At 72.5% G+C, this 16,633-nt stretch carries 15 protein-coding genes; 11 read left to right on the top strand and 4 right to left on the bottom strand.

Annotated elements, in window-relative coordinates:
- The first annotated feature begins 66 nt into the window (after positions 1-66).
- Positions 67-750, top strand: a complete 684-nt coding sequence (locus tag ABD385_RS36340; RefSeq protein ID WP_344583922.1) for a TetR/AcrR family transcriptional regulator — start codon at positions 67-69, stop codon at positions 748-750.
- 106 nt (positions 751-856) lie between these two features.
- Positions 857-2,479 carry an amidohydrolase gene (locus tag ABD385_RS36335; protein ID WP_344583921.1) on the top strand — a complete coding sequence of 541 codons (1,623 nt, stop codon included), beginning with the start codon at positions 857-859 and terminating at the stop codon, positions 2,477-2,479.
- A 103-nt stretch (positions 2,480-2,582) separates the two neighbouring features.
- Here ABD385_RS36335 and ABD385_RS36330 read toward each other — a convergent pair whose 3' ends face one another.
- Both ABD385_RS36330 and recO read right to left on the bottom strand, forming a co-directional pair.
- Positions 2,583-3,401: an isoprenyl transferase gene (locus tag ABD385_RS36330; RefSeq protein WP_344583920.1), complete on the bottom strand. Its 819-nt coding sequence runs from the start codon at positions 3,399-3,401 to the stop codon at positions 2,583-2,585.
- A gap of 77 nt (positions 3,402-3,478) precedes the next feature.
- Entirely contained in the window at positions 3,479-4,225 is a 747-nt protein-coding gene (gene recO / locus ABD385_RS36325; protein ID WP_344583919.1) for a DNA repair protein RecO, read from the bottom strand.
- Between the two features lie 653 nt (positions 4,226-4,878).
- Between recO and ABD385_RS36320 the strand changes: the two genes are divergently transcribed.
- The 6 genes from ABD385_RS36320 to ABD385_RS36295 are packed head-to-tail and all read left to right on the top strand — an operon-like array spanning position 4,879 to position 10,323.
- A complete protein-coding gene (locus ABD385_RS36320; RefSeq protein ID WP_344583918.1) occupies positions 4,879-6,360 on the top strand; it encodes an ATP-binding protein in 1,482 nt (493 codons plus the stop codon).
- On the top strand, positions 6,357-6,785 hold the full coding sequence (locus ABD385_RS36315) for a roadblock/LC7 domain-containing protein (RefSeq protein WP_016575341.1): 429 nt from the start codon (positions 6,357-6,359) through the stop codon (positions 6,783-6,785). Before ABD385_RS36320 ends, ABD385_RS36315 begins: the two co-directional genes overlap by 4 nt.
- Positions 6,782-7,144: a DUF742 domain-containing protein gene (locus ABD385_RS36310; protein WP_043264273.1), complete on the top strand. Its 363-nt coding sequence runs from the start codon at positions 6,782-6,784 to the stop codon at positions 7,142-7,144. The genes ABD385_RS36315 and ABD385_RS36310 overlap by 4 nt, the downstream gene beginning before the upstream one ends.
- A gap of 22 nt (positions 7,145-7,166) precedes the next feature.
- Positions 7,167-7,751 (top strand): GTP-binding protein, encoded by a 585-nt coding sequence (locus tag ABD385_RS36305; RefSeq protein WP_344583917.1) that lies wholly within the window; start codon positions 7,167-7,169, stop codon positions 7,749-7,751.
- Positions 7,748-9,175, top strand: coding sequence for a cytochrome P450 (locus ABD385_RS36300; RefSeq protein ID WP_344583916.1), 1,428 nt, complete (start codon positions 7,748-7,750; stop codon positions 9,173-9,175). The genes ABD385_RS36305 and ABD385_RS36300 overlap by 4 nt, the downstream gene beginning before the upstream one ends.
- Complete coding sequence (locus tag ABD385_RS36295) at positions 9,091-10,323, top strand: cytochrome P450 family protein (protein ID WP_344583915.1); 1,233 nt, start codon at positions 9,091-9,093, stop codon at positions 10,321-10,323. Before ABD385_RS36300 ends, ABD385_RS36295 begins: the two co-directional genes overlap by 85 nt.
- A gap of 84 nt (positions 10,324-10,407) precedes the next feature.
- On the opposite strand, the gene ABD385_RS36290 is transcribed toward ABD385_RS36295, so the two are convergent.
- Positions 10,408-11,127, bottom strand: coding sequence for a TerB family tellurite resistance protein (locus ABD385_RS36290; protein WP_344583914.1), 720 nt, complete (start codon positions 11,125-11,127; stop codon positions 10,408-10,410).
- 277 nt (positions 11,128-11,404) lie between these two features.
- Positions 11,405-13,162 carry a 2-isopropylmalate synthase gene (gene leuA / locus ABD385_RS36285; protein ID WP_344583913.1) on the bottom strand — a complete coding sequence of 586 codons (1,758 nt, stop codon included), beginning with the start codon at positions 13,160-13,162 and terminating at the stop codon, positions 11,405-11,407.
- A 291-nt stretch (positions 13,163-13,453) separates the two neighbouring features.
- Between leuA and ABD385_RS36280 the strand changes: the two genes are divergently transcribed.
- From ABD385_RS36280 to ABD385_RS36270, 3 genes are all read left to right on the top strand, one after another.
- On the top strand, positions 13,454-14,545 hold the full coding sequence (locus ABD385_RS36280) for a M4 family metallopeptidase (protein WP_344583912.1): 1,092 nt from the start codon (positions 13,454-13,456) through the stop codon (positions 14,543-14,545).
- A 94-nt stretch (positions 14,546-14,639) separates the two neighbouring features.
- Entirely contained in the window at positions 14,640-14,906 is a 267-nt protein-coding gene (locus ABD385_RS36275; RefSeq protein ID WP_344583911.1) for a protealysin inhibitor emfourin, read from the top strand.
- Between the two features lie 96 nt (positions 14,907-15,002).
- Positions 15,003-16,373: a GH1 family beta-glucosidase gene (locus ABD385_RS36270; RefSeq protein WP_344583910.1), complete on the top strand. Its 1,371-nt coding sequence runs from the start codon at positions 15,003-15,005 to the stop codon at positions 16,371-16,373.
- Positions 16,374-16,633: the final 260 nt, after the last annotated feature.

Here is a 16,633-nt window from a genome sequence, read left to right as displayed (position 1 = left end):
CCACAACGAGCTGGTGCGTCAGCGGCCTTGTTGCTTATTGGTCGCACACTCAATAGCATCCGGGGTATGTCGTCAAGGGTTCAGCGCAAACGCATCCGGAAGGACCCGGCCGCCCGGCGGGCCGAAATCGTCGACGCCGCGGCCGCGGTCGCCCTGGCCGAGGGGCTGGAGTGCATCACCCTGCGGCGGATCGGCGAGGACCTCGACGTCCGCCCCGGATTGATCAGCCACTACTTCCCGTCCGCCGAGGAACTGGTCGCGGAGGCGTTCGGCACGGCCGCCCGCAACGAGCTCGACGGCCTGCTGCCGGCCGCGGCCCCCGGCCGGCGCCCCACCGAACGGCTGGCGCGGTTCTTCGCGCACACCACCGGGGAGGCGTACGACGCGATCAGCCGCCTGTGGATCAACGCCCGCCACCTCAGCCGCTACCGCCCGCTGCTGCGCGACCGGGTCGCCGAGCAGGAGGGCGCCTGGCGCGGCCGGCTCGCCGCGCTGCTCCACGAGGGCGTCGCCGACGGCGAGTTCCGCACCGCGGACCCGGACGTGACGACCATTCAGATCCTGGTGGTGCTCGACGGCCTCGGCGCGCACGCCAACACCGACACCGGCAACCGCCCGACGGCGGTGACCCGCATGGCGATCACCCTGGCGGAGCGCGAACTCGCCCTACCGGCTGGCGCGTTGGCCCCGCCGGTCGACGACGCGCCCGAGGACGCCGCCGGCGACGGTGCCGCGACGGACGGGGCGTAGCCCGCCGCCCGTACCGCACCCGCCCCTCCCCCGTTCCCTCTCCCGTTCCCCGCTCCCGTTCCCGCTCCCCGTTCCCGTTCCCGCTTCGCGTTTCCCAGGAGCCGCCGTGCCCGCCCCCCTCGTCCTGCTCTCCGCCCGCCTGCTCGACCCGGTGACCGGCACCTTCCTGCCCCAGACCGCGCTGGCGGCGACCGACGGGAAGATCACCGCGCTCGGTGCCGACCGCGAGATCCGCGCGCTCGCCGACGCCGCGACGACGGTGATCGACCTGAAGGGGGCGGTGGTCACCCCCGGCCTGACCGACGGGCACCTGCACCCGGTCTCCGGCGCCGAACTCACCCACGGACTGGACCTGTCGGGCTGCACCGACCTCGACGCGGTCCGCGCGGCGCTGGCCCGCGAGGTCGCCGCCCTCGCCCCCGGCGCCTGGCTGCACGGCTGGGGACTGGACCCCAACGTCTTCGGCGACCGCCCGATCGAGACCGCCGCGCTCGCGCCCGTCCTGGACGGCGTCCCGGCGCTGCTCCAGCTCTTCGACGCGCACTCCATGCTCGCCAGCCCGCGCGCCCTGGAACGCGCCGGCGTGGACGGCCCGCGCACCTTCGACCAGGCCGCCGAGGTCGTCTGCGACGACGCCGGCCGGCCCACCGGGCTGCTGTTGGAGGACGCCGCCTGTGAACTGGTCGAACGGGCCGCCCCGCAGCCCACCCGCGAGGAGCGCCGCGCCCGGCTCGCCGCCGCGCTGCGCGCCATGGCCGCCGCCGGCCTGACCGGCGGCCACGCCATGGACGCGAACGGCGACAGCCTCGCCTTCTACGACGAGCTGGACGCGGCCGGCGACCTGCCGCTGCGGCTGCGGGTCGCCCCCTGGTGCCAGCCCGGCACCGACGCCGACGGGGTGCGCGCGCTCATCGCCCAGCAGGGCACCAGCGGCCGGCTCTGGCGGACCGCGGGCGTCAAGCTCTTCATGGACGGCACCATCGACAACGGCACCGCCTGGCTGGAGCGCCCCGACTGCCACGGCGAGTCCACCCACGCCTTCTGGCCCGACCCCGCCGCCTACACCCGGGTCATCGGCCGCCTGCACGCCGCCGGCGTGCCCACCGCCACCCACGCCATCGGCGACGCCGCCGTCCGGCACGTCCTGGACGCCGTCGCGCAGGCCCGGCGCGCCGACCGCAACGGGGTCCGGCACCGGATCGAACACATCGAGACGGTGCCCGACGACACCCTGCGCCGCTTCGCCGAACTCGGCGTGCTGGCGTCCATGCAGCCCACCCACTGCTGCGACTTCACCCGCGCCGACCACACCGACAACTGGTCCCGCCGGCTCGGCGCGGAGCGCGCCGGCCGCGCCTGGCGCTGCCGCGACCTGACCGACGCCGGCGCCACCGTGGTCCTCGGCTCCGACTGGCCGATCGCCCCCTACCCGCCGCTGGGCGTGATGGCCGGCGCCCGCCACCGCCGCCCCACCCGTGACCTCGCCCAGCCGCCGCACGGCCCCGAGCAGGCACTCACCGCGCTGGAGGCCCTGCGGGGCATGACGGTGCACGCCGCGCACGCCGCCGGCGAGGAGGACCGGGCCGGCCGGATCGCCGTCGGCCACCGCGCCGACCTCACCGTCCTCGCCGACGACCCGCTCACCACGCCCGCCACCGACCTGCCCCGGCTGCCGGTCCTGCTCACCGTCCTCGACGGCCGCCCCACCCACCGCGACCGGAGCCTGTGAGCAATCCCGGACGGATCCGGCTGGAAACGGCGGACGGGCCGCCTCCCCACGCGTGGGGAGGCGGCCCGTCCGCCGTGCACCGGCCCGTTCCGCGGGCCCGGGCTCAGGTCGCCTTCTCGCCGTCGTCCAGTGGCGCCGCGCCGAAGCGGCGGTCCCGCTTGGCGTACTCGTAGCACGCGTCCCACAGGTTCCGGCGGTCGAAGTCCGGCCACAGGATGTCCTGGAACACCATCTCGGCGTAGGCGCTCTGCCAGATCAGGTAGTTCGAGGTGCGCTGCTCACCGGACGGCCGGACGAACAGGTCCACATCGGGCATGTCCGGGTAGTACATGTACTTCGCCACGGTCTTCTCGTTGACCTTGGACGGGTCCAGCTTCCCGGCCCGGACGTCCGCCGCGATGGCCGCCGCGGCGTCCGCGATCTCCGCCCGACCGCCGTAATTCACGCAGAAATACAGCGTCATCGCGTCATTGTTCTTGGTCTGCTCCTGGGCGACCTGGAGTTCCTGGACCACGGACTTCCACAGCTTCGGCATCCGGCCGACCCACCGGATGCGGATGCCCAGCGCGTCCATCTCGTCCCGGCGCCGCCGGATGACGTCCCGGTTGAAGTTCATCAGGAAGCGGACCTCGTCCGGCGACCGCTTCCAGTTCTCGGTGGAGAAGGCGTAGAGCGAGAGGTTCTTCACGCCCATCTCGATGCAGCCCTTGAGGACGTCCAGGACGACGCCCTCGCCGACCTTGTGGCCCTCCGTGCGCGGCAGCCCGCGCTCCTTCGCCCACCGGCCGTTGCCGTCCATCACGACGGCGACGTGGTTCGGCACGAGCTCGCCGGGGATCCTCGGCGGACGCGCGCCCGAGGGATGCGGCTCGGGCGTCTGGTACTCACGTCGGTTGCGCCCCAGAATCCCGCGTACTGCCATGCGCCCCACGTCTCCTATGCAATCTCGATGGACGGTGTGTTCACGAAGTCGTCGTGGCCGGTCGGTCGCGTCCGGCGCTACTTCTCCACGTAGCGCAGGGACCGCAGGCCGCGCTCCAGGTGCCAGTGCAGATACGCCGCGACGAGGCCGCTGCCCTCTCGGACGTGCCGGGCCTCGCAGGCGTCCGCGGTCTCCCAGTCGCCGGTCAACAGCGCGCCCAGGAGGCCGATGGCCTCTGAGGAGGGTACGACGCTTCCGGGCACCCGGCAGTCACCGCACACCACGCCGCCCGACGCCACCGAGAAGAACCGGTTCGGACCGGGCATTCCACACCGCGCGCAGGAGTCGAAGCTCGGCGCGTAGCCGTTCACCGCCAGCGAGCGCAGCAGGAACGCGTCCAGCACCAGGTGCGGGGCGTGCTCCCCGTTGGCCAGCGTCCGCAGCCCCCCGACCAGCAGCAGGTACTGCTGGACGGCCGGCTCGCCCTCGTGGTCGGTGAACCGCTCGGCGGTCTCCAGCATGGCCGTGCCGGCGGTGTAGCGGGCGTAGTCGGTGACGATCGCGCCCCCGTATGCGGCGATCGTCTCGCTCTGCGTGCACAGCGGCAGCCCGCGCCCGATCAGCTCGCCGCCGCGCGCGAAGAACTGCACGTCCACGTGGGAGAACGGCTCCAGGCGGGCCCCGAACTTCGACTTCGTCCGCCGCACGCCGCGCGCCACGGCCCGCACCCGGCCGTTGCCGCGGGTGAGCAGGGTGATGATCCGGTCCGCCTCCCCCAGCTTCTGGGTGCGCAGCACGATGCCGTCGTCGCGGAACAGAGTCATGCCGCCATTCTCCCGCACCCCCACCGGGCCCGCCGTCCCGCGCCCCGCGGCCCCTCCGGGCCGGGCCGCCCGCACCTCGGGGGCACGGCCCGCACCGCGCGATCGTGCGGAATATCACTGCACGGAACGCGGCGCTTTCCGGGCATCACGCCCCTCACCGTGCGCGGTGCGGGCGTGACGCTCCGCGACCGGTTCGGGTGGCGGGGCGACGGACGGGCCGCCACCCGTGCGCGGCGGGGCGGCGCACCGTCGCGGGCGACGATCGACCGCTCGTCAATTTTCCTGATGGACCATCAACTTGCTTACAGGGGTGAGGGGATGACGCGTCGAGGTGCCACGGTGCGGTCGCGCCGCGGCGCGGGCCGCCGCCACGGAAGGCGGCAAGAGCGGTCGATATGCGGCGACCTGACCGCGTTTCATCCGCGTCGCGTCCACATCATCTTCACAAGCCCTCTGCGGGGCTCCGGATGACGGAGCCTCATCACGTTACCCACCGGTCATCAACGCCTCAATGCGACCTTCCACACTTCTCCGCCCCCGCACGTCAAGCACCCTCACGGCGTGTCGAGCGACAGGTAGCATCCGGTGATGTTCGGCGGCACGCCAGCCGTAGCGGCCGAGACGTCCCCGGCAGTCCCCAAACGAGGATCTCGATGACATCCATACCGCAGGCGCTGTTGTGGTGCCTGGGCGCAGGTACGGTCGCCGCCGTCGTGCTGACGGCGCTCCTGGTCCGCGTGCGCAAGGAGCGTGCCGACCTCAGAGCCCGCCTGACTGCCGCCGAGGAACACAGCAGCGCCACGCTCCACGGCAACACGGAGCTGTCGGCCAGGCTGCGGGCCACCGAGGCCGAGGTACGGCACCTCGCCGAGGCCCGACTGCCCGACCTGACCCTGGCACTGGCCCACCCGCACGTCCCGGTGCGCGGCCTGCTCGACGCACGGTTCGGCGGGTCGGAGACCGACGAGGCGCTGGACGCCGTCATGGCGCAGGTCAGCGAGGCCATCACCAAGGAACGGACCCGGGTCGACGCGGCGGCGCAGTCCACGCTGCGCGGCGCCACCACCACGATCCAGGCGCTGTTGTACCAGGTGCAGACGTCGCTCCAGGCGATGCAGCACAAGTACGACGACCCGCAGATCGCGCAGGACCTGCTCGACGCGGACTTCCTCAACGAGCAGGCGCTGCGCCGCGTCCAGGCCACCGGCGTGGTCTGCGGCGCCTGGCCGGGGCTGACCCGCGAGGACTCCTACCTCGCCGAGCTGGTGGTCGGCGCCACCTCGCGGCTGCGCGGCTACGAGCGGGTGCAGGTCAGCAACCAGCTGCGGGACCCGGTCGCGGTGGTGGCGCGGGCCGTCGAGCCGATCGCGATCACCGTCACCGAGCTGCTCGCCAACGCGCTGCACCACTCGCACCGGGAGCTGCCGGTCACCGTCACGCTCCAGCAGGGCAACCGCGGCGCCTCGGTGATCATCGACGACTACGGCGTCGGCATGCACGACGACGAGCTCAAGCACGCGATGGAGCTGCTGGCCAGCAACGACGGGCTGCTGCTGACGCAGTTGGGCGACCCGCCCCGGTCCGGTTTCGCGGCGGCCGGCCAGCTGGTCCGGCAGTACGGCTTCGGCGTGCACGTGGAGCCGTCGCCGTACGGCGGCGTGCGGGCCGTCGTCTACATCCCGGGCGATCCGCTGCTGACCGTCCTCGACGAGGGCGCCCGGCCGATCTCGGTGATGGCGCCGATGCCGCACCGGGCCCCCGGCGGGCCCCGGGACCGGGCCGCGGTGCCGTCCGCGATGCCGACCGGAGCGAGCGCACCGGCCACCCCCGCGGGTGCCGTACCGACGCCGCGGCCCGCGGCCGAGACGCACTCCGTACCCGTCCGGCCGGCCCCGGCCCCGCCGGTCGCCGAGCCCGCACCGCAGCAGCAGCCGGCCGAGGGCGAGTTGCCGCGCCGGCGCCGGCGCCGGCCGCAGGCCGAGCAGCAGCCCGAGTCACAAGCCGACACGCTCAACCTGCGCTCCCCGGAGGAGACCGGGTCCCGCTGGGCGGCGCTCCAGCGCGGCACCGAATCCGGGCGGGCCGCAGCCCATGTCGAACCCCCGCGCAGTCCCGAAGGGAACGCCCAGTCATGAACAGCCCCACCCGCCGCCGTGTCACCGAGGACAAGTCCTGGGTGCTGGCTCCCCTCTTGGAGCTGCCGCATGTCGTGCACGCCGCCGTCATCTCCGGCGACGGCTTCATCGAGGGCGCCTCGCCGGGCCTGTCGCGGGAGGCCGCCGAGGGCGTCGCGGCGATGATGTCGGCGCTCCAGGGCGCCGGGCGCGCGGTGACCGCGGCCTTCACCGAGCAGGACGACGCCCGGCTGCGGCAGACCGTCATCGAGTCCGACGAAGGTTTCGTTTTCGCGATCCCGGCCGGCGAGAACACCTGCCTGGCCGTCTTCGCCGATCCGGAGGTGAACATGGGAGTCGTCGCGCACCACATGCAGATCCAGGTGACGACCCTGGGCAAGAAGGTCATGAACAGCCCGGCTCGGGACACCGGTAGCCACGCATGACGCCGCGCCAGAGCAGCGGACGCCGCCTCGTACCGGCCTACCTGGCGACCGGCGGGCGTGCCCGACCGAGCCGCAACACGTTGGACCGGCTGACCGTGCTGATCGGCGTCGACATGCCGATCACCAGTGAGGTACGCCCCGAAGAGCACCGGATCCTGGAGCTGCTCCGGCCCGGTGCGCTGACTCTGGCCGAGGTGGCCGCCCACCTCCACCTGCCCGTGAGCGTGGTGAAGGTGCTGGTCGCCGACCTCGTCGATGCCGGGCGCCTGCACGCCCGAGTCCCCATACCCGAAGCCGAGCAATTCGACCGGCAGATCCTGGAGAGGGTTCTCGATGGACTCCGCTCTCTCAAGTCCTAGCCCCGGCGCCGGGACCGGCCCCATGTACCTCGCCGGCGAGCACCAGACGCTGGTCAAGCTGCTGGTCGCCGGGCCCTTCGGGGTCGGCAAGACCACGCTGATCCGGGCGCTCTCGGAGACCCCGCCGCTGCACACCGAAGAGGTGATGACGCAGTCCGGCGCGATGGTCGACGACCTCGCCGGGGTGCGCGACAAGACCACCACCACCGTCGCCATCGACTTCGGGCGGCTGACGCTCCCCGGGGACCTGGTGCTGTACCTGTTCGGCACGCCCGGGCAGAAGCGCTTCCGCCCGCTGTGGCAGGACATCGCCCGCGGTGCACTGGGCGCGCTGGTCCTCGCCGACACCCGCCGACTGGCGGACTCGTTCGAGGTGATGGACATCGTGGAGGAGGCCGGACTGCGCTACGCGGTCGCGGTCAACACCTTCCCCGACGCCCCGCAGTACGACGTGGAGAAGATGCGCGAGGCGCTCGACCTGCACCCGGACACCCCGCTGGTGCTGTGCGACGCCCGCGACCGGGAACAGTCCGTCGACGCGCTGATCGCACTGGTCCGCCACGTCCTGGACCACACGCCCCTGCCCGAGGAGAACCCGAACCCGTGACTTCCCCGTACGAGCCGGGCGCCGCCCCACCGCCGTCCTGCCCCGGGCAGGCCGTCCCGCCGCCGGCGGCCGCCGCCCCACCACCGGGCTGTCCGGCGCACGCGGGGCCGCCGCAGGCCACGGCGCACCCGGAGGCGCACGCCCCGGTGAAGCTGTACGGACCCGACTTCGCCGCCGACCCGCACCGCATCTACGCACGGCTGCGGCAGTACGGGGTGGTGGCGCCGGTGGAGATCGCGCCCGAGGTCCCGGCGCTGCTGGTGACCGACTACCGGGCGGCGCTGGAGCTGCTGAACGACGACGCGACCTGGTCCAAGGACTCCCGGGCCTGGATGCAGACCGTCCCGGCGGACTCGCCGGTCATGCCGATGCTGCACTGGCGGCCGAACGTCTTCTACAGCGACGGGCCGGCGCACGTCCGCTACCGGGACGCCATCGTCGACAGCTTCAAGCTCGTCGAGCCGCACGAGCTGCGGGCGCGGGTGCACCACGCGGCGGACACCCTGATCCGGCGGTTCGGTGACCACGGCGAGGCGGATCTGATCGCGGACTACGCGCGGCTGATCCCGCTGCTGATGTTCAACACCCTCTTCGGGCTGCCCGATTCCTACAGCGACCGGCTGATCGCGGCGATCGCGGGGATGCTGGAGGGCAATTCGCCGGAGGAGGCGACGGCCGCCAACGAGGCATACACGCAGTACATCATGGAGCTGGTCGGCGCGAAGAAGGCACAGCGCGGACCGGACCTCACGTCGTGGATGATGGACCATCCCAACGACCTGAGCGACGAGGAACTGATCCACAACATCATCCTCGTGATGGGTGCCGGCAACGAGCCGCTGGCCAACCTCATCGGCAACGCGCTCGCCCGCATGCTCTCGGACGACCGCTACTACAACACCGTCTCCGGTGGCGCGCTGACCGTCCACGACGCCATCAACGAGGTGCTGTGGAACGACCCGCCGATGGCCAACTACTCCGCCCACTACCCGGTCCGGGACGTGTTCTTCCACGGCACCTGGGTGCGCGCCGGACAACTGGTGATGGTCTCCTACGCGGCGGCCAACAGCCAGTTCGACACCACCGGCGCCAACGGCCCGGGGTCGGGCAGCGGCTCGCACCTGGCGTGGGCGGCGGGGCCGCACGCCTGCCCGGTGAAGCGGCACGCGCTCTTGATCGCGATCACCGCCATCGAGCGCCTCACCGCCTGGCTCTCGGACATCGAACTCGCCACCTCCCCCGCGGAGTTGACGTGGCGCAACGGCGCCTTCCACCGTGCCCTGGCCGCGCTCCCGGCCCGTTTCACCCCCATCACCCCGGACCAGGCAGGAGCCACGCCATGGCAGAACAGCGACCGCAGCCCGTCGTCATCGACCCGGCCGGCACCGACATCCACGGCGAAGGCGACCGCCTCCGCGCGCTAGGCCCGGCGACCCGGATCGAGCTGCCCGGTGGCATCCGGGCGTGGGGCGTGACCGGTCACGCCCTGCTCAAGGAGCTGCTCACCGACGACCGGATCTCGAAGAACCCCCGGGACCACTGGCCCGAGTGGCAACGCCCGGAGATCCGTGGCAGTTGGCTCCAGTCGTGGATCGGCGTGACGAACATGTTCACCGCCTACGGCCCCGACCACCGCCGGCTGCGCAAGCTGATCGCCCCGGCGTTCACCGCGCGCCGCACGGACGCGATGGTGCCACGGGTGGCCCAGATCACCGGCGACCTGCTCGACGGGCTCGCGGCGCGGCCGGCCGGCGAGGTCGTCGACCTGCGGGAGTCCTTCAACCACCCGCTGCCGATGCAGGTGATCTGCGAACTGTTCGGCTACCCGGAGGGCGCGCCGCGCAGCGAACTGGCCCGGGTCGTCTCCGAGATCATGGACACCACGGCCACCCCGGAGCAGGCCGCGGCGACCCAGCTGGCGGTCGCCGAACTGCTCGGCTCGCTGGTCGCGGCCAAGCGCGCACAGCCCGCGGACGACCTGACCAGCCTGCTGGTCGCGGCCCGGGACGACGAGGGCCAGGGGATGACCGAGCGGGAGCTGCTGGACACCCTGCTGCTGGTGATCGGCGCCGGCCACGAGACGACCGTGGACCTGCTGGGCAACGCGGTGTTCGCGCTGCTGACCCATCCCGAGCAGCTGAAGCTGGTGCGGGACGGCGCCGTGTCGTGGAACGACGTCATCGAGGAGACGCTGCGCTGGACGCCGAGCATCGCGAGCCTGCCGCTGCGGTTCGCGGTCCAGGACGTGGCGCTGCCGCACGGCGAGGTGATCCGCAAGGGCGAGGCGCTGCTGCCGATGTACGCGGCGGCGGGCCGGGACCCCGAGCAGCACGGTCCGGCGGCCGCGACGTTCGACGTCCAGCGGGCGAGCCAGGACCACTTGGCGTTCGGCCACGGGGTGCACCACTGCATCGGTGCGCCGCTGGCCCGGCTGGAGGCGCGCACGGCGCTGCCGGCGCTCTTCGAGCGGTTCCCGGACATCCATCTCGCCGTGCCGGCCGAGGAGTTGCAGCCGGCGGGCGGGTTCATCGCGGGCGGGGTGGCGAGCCTGCCGGTGCGGCTGACGGCCTGAGCCCACGAGCGGGCATACGGCCCCGCCGCCGGTTGCGACCGGCGGCGGGGCCGTCCTTGTGCCGGGCGGCGCCCGGGGGCGGGGCTAGCCGCGGTAGCGGGACGAGCGGGCCGCGGCGAGGAGCAGCCGGTCGACGTCCTGCGGGCGGAGCGTCAGGGCGGCGCCGGCGGTGCTGAGCACCTCGCGCTCGGCGGGGGTGCACGGGCCGTCGGCGAGGGCGATCCGGGCGGCCTGGAGGAGCAGCGCCTCCCGCCCGGCGGGGGCGAGGTGCGGGGCGAGCGGCTCCAGCGCCTCGTGGAGTTCTATGGCCAGCGCGGTGCCGCACGGGTCGAGGCCCTGGTGTCCGCAGTCCTCGCCGGTGGCCGCCTCGTAGGTGCCGCTCATCCGGCCGGTGTCGGCGGCCAGCGCGGCGAGCAGCGTGAGGAGTTGGTCCTCGGTGCAGTCGGCGGAGCCGGCCGCACGGACCGCGGTGACCGCGGCGTCGCGGACCGTGCGGGAGGCCGTGCCGCCGGCCGCCAACAGGGCCAGGGTCAGGGTGTGGACGGCGTCCCGGAGCATCGTGGAGAGCCGGACGGTGGTCGGGTGGTCGAGGGCGTCGAGCCCGAAGCGGCCGCGGCAGGCGGAGCATTCGAGGATCGGGGCGGCGGCACCGCGGGCGAGGACGGGGACGCCGAGGACGTGCAGGCGGCGCCGGCCGGTGCGGCGGAGGTAGTTGCGGTCGCCGCCGCAGTCGGGACAGAAGAACTCGCCGTCGGCGACGGTCCGCCACGAGGTGCGCACCCCCACCACACGTACGTTGCGCATCACGTCAGCCCTCCGTCATTCCCCCACGGCCGCTGGGGCATGGGTGGGGGTGCCCCCAGCGGCGGCCGGGAGAGAGCCCCCTTCGGCTCCGTTGCCGTTCGTTACGTGATGTTAGCCACATCGATGACGTGTCGTCAGCACCCCGTATCGGACAACGGACCGGCGGCTGGCCGGATGCGGGCGGGAATGCGTACGGAATGTGTACGGATGCGCGCGGCCCCGCCGTTCCGGTGTGCGGAGCGGCGGGGCCGGGCGACAGGCGGGGCCGTCAGGTGCGTCAGCGTGCCGAGCGGTTGACGGCGGAGACCACGGCCTTGAGGGAGGCGCGGGTGGTGTTGGCGTCGATGCCGATGCCCCACAGCACCTTGCCGTCGATGGCGCACTCGATGTACGAGGCGGCCTGCGCGGAGGCGCCCTCGCTCATGGTGTGCTCCTGGTAGTCCAGCAGGCGGGCGTCGATGTCCAGGCCCGACAGCGCGTCGAAGAACGCGGAGATCGGACCGTTGCCGGAGCCGGTCAGGACGGTCTCGGCGCCGTCCACCTCCGCCTCGACGGTGAGGGTGTCCACGCCGTCCTTGTCGGTGGTGGTCTGCCCGGCCCTGACCTGGATGCGGCCCCACGGGTTCTGCGGGTTGGGCAGGTACTCGTCCTGGAAGGAGTCCCAGATGGCCTTCGGGGTGATCTCGCCGCCCTCGGCGTCGGTCTTCTCCTGGATGATCCGGGAGAACTCGATCTGCATCCGGCGCGGCAGGTCCAGCTTGTGGTCGTTCTTCAGGACGTAGGCGATGCCGCCCTTGCCGGACTGCGAGTTGACCCGGATGACGGCCTCGTAGGAGCGGCCGACGTCCTTGGGGTCGATGGGCAGGTACGGCACCGCCCACTCGATGTCGTCGACGGTCCTGCCCTGGGCGGCCGCGTCGGCCTCCAGCGCGTCGAAGCCCTTCTTGATGGCGTCCTGGTGGGAGCCGGAGAAGGCGGTGTAGACCAGGTCGCCCGCGTAGGGGTGGCGCGGGTGGACCTCCATCTGGTTGCAGTACTCGCTGGTGCGGCGGATCTCGTCGATCTGCGAGAAGTCGATCTGCGGGTCGACGCCCTGCGAGAAGAGGTTCATGCCCAGCGTCACCAGGTCGACGTTGCCGGTGCGCTCGCCCTGACCGAACAGGCAGCCCTCGACGCGGTCGGCGCCGGCCATCACGGCCAGCTCGGCGGCGGCCACGGCGGTGCCGCGGTCGTTGTGCGGGTGCGTGGACAGGCAGACGAACTCGCGCCGGCTCAGGTTGCGGCTCATCCACTCGAAGCGGTCGGCGTGCGTGGACGGGGTCGAACGCTCCACGGTGGCCGGCAGGTTGAGGATGATCTCGCGGCCCTCCTCGGGCTGCCAGACGTCCATCACCGCCTCGCAGACCTCCAGCGCGAAGTCCAGCTCGGTGTCGGTGAAGATCTCCGGGCTGTACTGGTAGCCGAAGACCGTCTCGTCGCCCAGCAGCTTGTCGGCGTACTCCATCACCAGCCGGGTGCCGTCCACCGCGATCTGCTTGACCTGCTCCTTCGAGCCGCGGAAGACGACCCGGCGGAAGGTGGGGGCGGTGGCGTTGTAGAGGTGGACGGTGGCGCGGGGGGCGCCGCGCAGCGCCTCGACGGTCCGCTCGATCAGCTCCTCCCGGGCCTGCGTCAGCACCGAGACGGTGACGTCGTCCGGGATCGCGCCCTCTTCGATGATCGACCGGACGAAGGCGAAGTCGGTCTCGCCGGACGACGGGAAGCCGACCTCGATCTCCTTGTAGCCCAGGCGTACCAGCAGGTCGAACATCTCGCGCTTGCGGGCCGGCGACATCGGGTCGATCAGTGCCTGGTTGCCGTCGCGCAGGTCGGTGGAGAGCCAGCGGGGGGCCTTGGTGATCCGCTTCTCCGGCCAGCTGCGTCCGGAGAGGTCCACGGCCTCGAACGGGCGGTACTTGTGGATCGGCATCCCGGACGACGCCTGGGTGTGGGTGGCGTTGGTGATCGGGGTGGGGCGGCCGACAGGCTGCGACATTGCGTTGGGCTCCTCGGGGAGTTCCGTGTGACGGCCGACGGTCGAACGCAGCACCAGATCCCGCGGGGAGGGGGTCGGCCTACGACTACAGGCCCTCGCCGCGGCAGCTAAGGAGAAGCAGCCCGAAACGCATGATGGACAGCACCGTAGCCGAGGCATCGAAGATCCGCAGTCGCGTATCAGTATGCGGGACCGTGTGGACGTAGAGGCGAAAATGCGACCAACCACACGTTTCCGGGAACTTCGGCCGCTGGCAGTGACAGACGCATTACACAGTGCCACCGTCTTCCTATGAAGGAATCCGTGACCCAGAAGCGCACCGCGCCCGCCCCCACCACGCCCGTCTTCTGCACGATCGTGCCGCCGCACATCCTGGGCAAGCTCGCCGAGTCCGACGACCCGGCCCACCACGAGCCGGCCCGCCGCACCCTGGAGCACGACGCCCTCCACCGCACCCGCCGCACCGACCTGGCCGCCCAGTCCCTCGTCCCGCAGGAGGTCCGGGCCGCCGCCGACAAGCCGAACCGCACCGTCTACGACGCCGGCCACCAGCAGGACCTCCCCGGCAACAAGGTCCACTCCGAGTCCGAGGGCCCGTCCAAGGACGCCTCCGTCAACCGCGCGCACGCCGGCCTCGGCGCCACCTTCGAGCTCTACCTGAAGGTCTACGGCCGCAAGTCCATCGACGGCGCCGGACTCCCGCTCAACGCCACCGTCCACTACGGCGAGAAGTACGACAACGCCTTCTGGGACGGCCAGCGGATGGTCTTCGGCGACGGCGACGGCACGCTCTTCAAGGACTTCACCATCCCCGTCGACGTCATCGGCCACGAGCTGACCCACGGCGTCACCCAGTACACCGCCAACCTCGACTACCAGGGCCAGTCCGGCGCCCTCAACGAGTCCGTCTCCGACATCTTCGGCTCCCTCATCAAGCAGTACGCGCTCGGCCAGGGCGCCGACCAGGCCGACTGGCTGATCGGCGCGGACCTGCTCGCCCCGGGCGTGCACGGACAGGCCCTGCGCTCGATGAAGGCCCCCGGCACCGCCTACGACGACCCGCAGCTCGGCAAGGACCCACAGCCCGCCACCATGGCCGGCTACGTCCAGACCACCGACGACAACGGCGGCGTCCACCTGAACTCCGGCATCCCCAACCACGCCTTCTACCTCGTCGCCAGCACGCTCGGCGGCAAGGCGTGGGAGCGCGCCGGCCAGATCTGGTACGACGTCCTGACCGGCGGCCACCTGACGAAGAACGCGCAGTTCGCCGACTTCGCCCACCTCACCGTGCAGGCCGCCCAGACCCGCTACGGCGCCTCCGGCAGCGAACACGAGGCCGTGGTCAAGGCCTGGTCCACGGTCGGCGTCACCGGCAAGTGACGCTTCCCCGGCGGGAGCGGCGCCCGACCGCTCCCGCCCACCCGGGTGCCCGCGCCGGGTCGACTACGTCCACCCCACCGGGTAGGAACGCCCCATGCGCATCCACATCCGCCGCACCGGCGGCTTCGCCGGCATCGAGCGCCACGCCGAGATCGACACCGCCGACCGCACCGACGCCACCGACTGGCACGGCCTCGCCGACCGCGCCATGACCGCCGCCCACGCCGCCCCGCCCACCGGCGTCCCCGACGGCTTCCGCTACGCCCTCACGATCGACGACGAGACCGCGTACTGCACCGACCCCGACCTCACGGACGACCAACGCGAGCTGATCACGAGGGTGCTGAAGGAGGGGGCGTAGCGGCGCCGACCGCCGGCCCAACCCCCTGGCCCGGACCGGCACTTGACGACACCCACCCCTTGACACCGTTACCGGCGGTTACCAGGATCCGGGGGCATGACACCGGAGCCCGCACCCGCACCCGCGCCGCCCCCCGCCCCACTCCGCTTCCCCCGCGGCTTCCTGTGGGGAGTGTCCACCTCCGCCGCCCAGATCGAGGGGGCGGTGGACGAGGACGGACGGGGGCCGTCCGCCTGGGACACGTTCGCCGCCGGGGCGGGACGGATCAAGGACGGCTCGGACCCGCGGGTGACCACCGACCACTACCACCGGTACCGGGAGGACGTCGCACTGCTCAAGGAACTGGGCGTCGGCGCGTACCGCTTCTCGGTGGCCTGGCCACGCGTCGTGCCCGACGGCCGCGGGGCCGTCAACGCGGCGGGACTGGACTTCTACGACCGGCTGGTGGACGCGCTGCTCGCGGCCGGGGTCGCGCCGGTGCCGACGCTGTTCCACTGGGACACCCCGCAGGCCCTGGAGGCGTCGGGCGGCTGGCTCCGACGGGAGACCGCCGAGCACTTCGCGGCGTACACGGACGCGGTGGCGGCCCGGCTCGGCGACCGGGTGACGCGCTGGATCACCCTCAACGAACCCGCCGAACTGACCCTGCTCGGATACGGCCTGGGCCAGCACGCGCCCGGCCGGCAGCTGCTCTTCGACGCGCTGCCCGCCGCCCACCACCAACTGCTCGGCCACGGCCTCGCCGTCCAGGCGCTGCGCGCCCGCGGCGCCACCGACATCGGCATCGCCAACTCGCACGGCCCGACCTGGCCGGCGTCCGACTCCCCCGCCGACACCGAGGCCGCCGCCTTCTACGACCTGCTGCTCAACCGACTCTTCGCCGAACCGATCCTGCTGGGCCGCTACCCCGACGACGAGATCGCCGCGCTGCTGCCCGGCCCGGTCGCCGACGACCTCAAGACCATCTCCGCGCCCCTGGACTGGTACGGGATCAACTACTACCAGCCGACGAAGATCGGGGCGCCGACGACCGAGGCGACGGACTTCTTGGGAGTCCGCCTCCCGCCCGGACTCCCGTTCGCCCCACGGGAGATCACCGGCCGGCCGCGCACCGGCTTCGGCTGGCCGGTCGTCCCCGAGGCCCTCACCGAACTGCTGCTGTCCTTCCGCGACCGCTACGGCGCCGCCCTCCCACCCGTGATGATCACCGAGAACGGCTGTGCGTACGACGGCATCGAGGACCCCGAACGGATCGCCTTCCTCGACGGACACCTGCGGGCCCTGCGAACGGCGATGGACGCCGGCGTCGACGTCCGCGGCTACTTCGTGTGGTCCCTGCTGGACAACTTCGAATGGGCAGAGGGATTCGGCCAACGCTTCGGACTGGTCCACGTCGACTACACCACGCTCCGCCGCACACCGAAGGCGTCGTACCGGTGGCTGCGGGGGGTTGTCGCCGAGGCGTGAGGGTTGCCTTCCCACGTTTTTGGCTTTCCCGCCGTGGTGGTTGCTGTTTGCGCCTGCGGCGCGTTGCCGCTGCGCGGGGCTTGCCCCACGTTGTCGGCCTCCCCGCCGTGGTTGCTGTTTGCGCCTGCGGCGCGGGCCGCTGCGCGGGGCTTGTAGGTAGGTGCGGTGTCGGGTTGGCGGGTGGTGGGGTGCCCGGACTGCTGCGCTTTACGTCCGGGCACCCCACCACCCGCCAACCCGACCCCTCCCGTAGATGGGTG

This window comes from Streptomyces lunalinharesii, assembly GCF_039532155.1.
GTDB lineage: Bacteria > Actinomycetota > Actinomycetes > Streptomycetales > Streptomycetaceae > Streptomyces > Streptomyces lunalinharesii.
The sequence above is the reverse complement of the archived record's forward strand: the minus strand, read 5'-3'. Positions and strand labels throughout refer to the sequence as shown.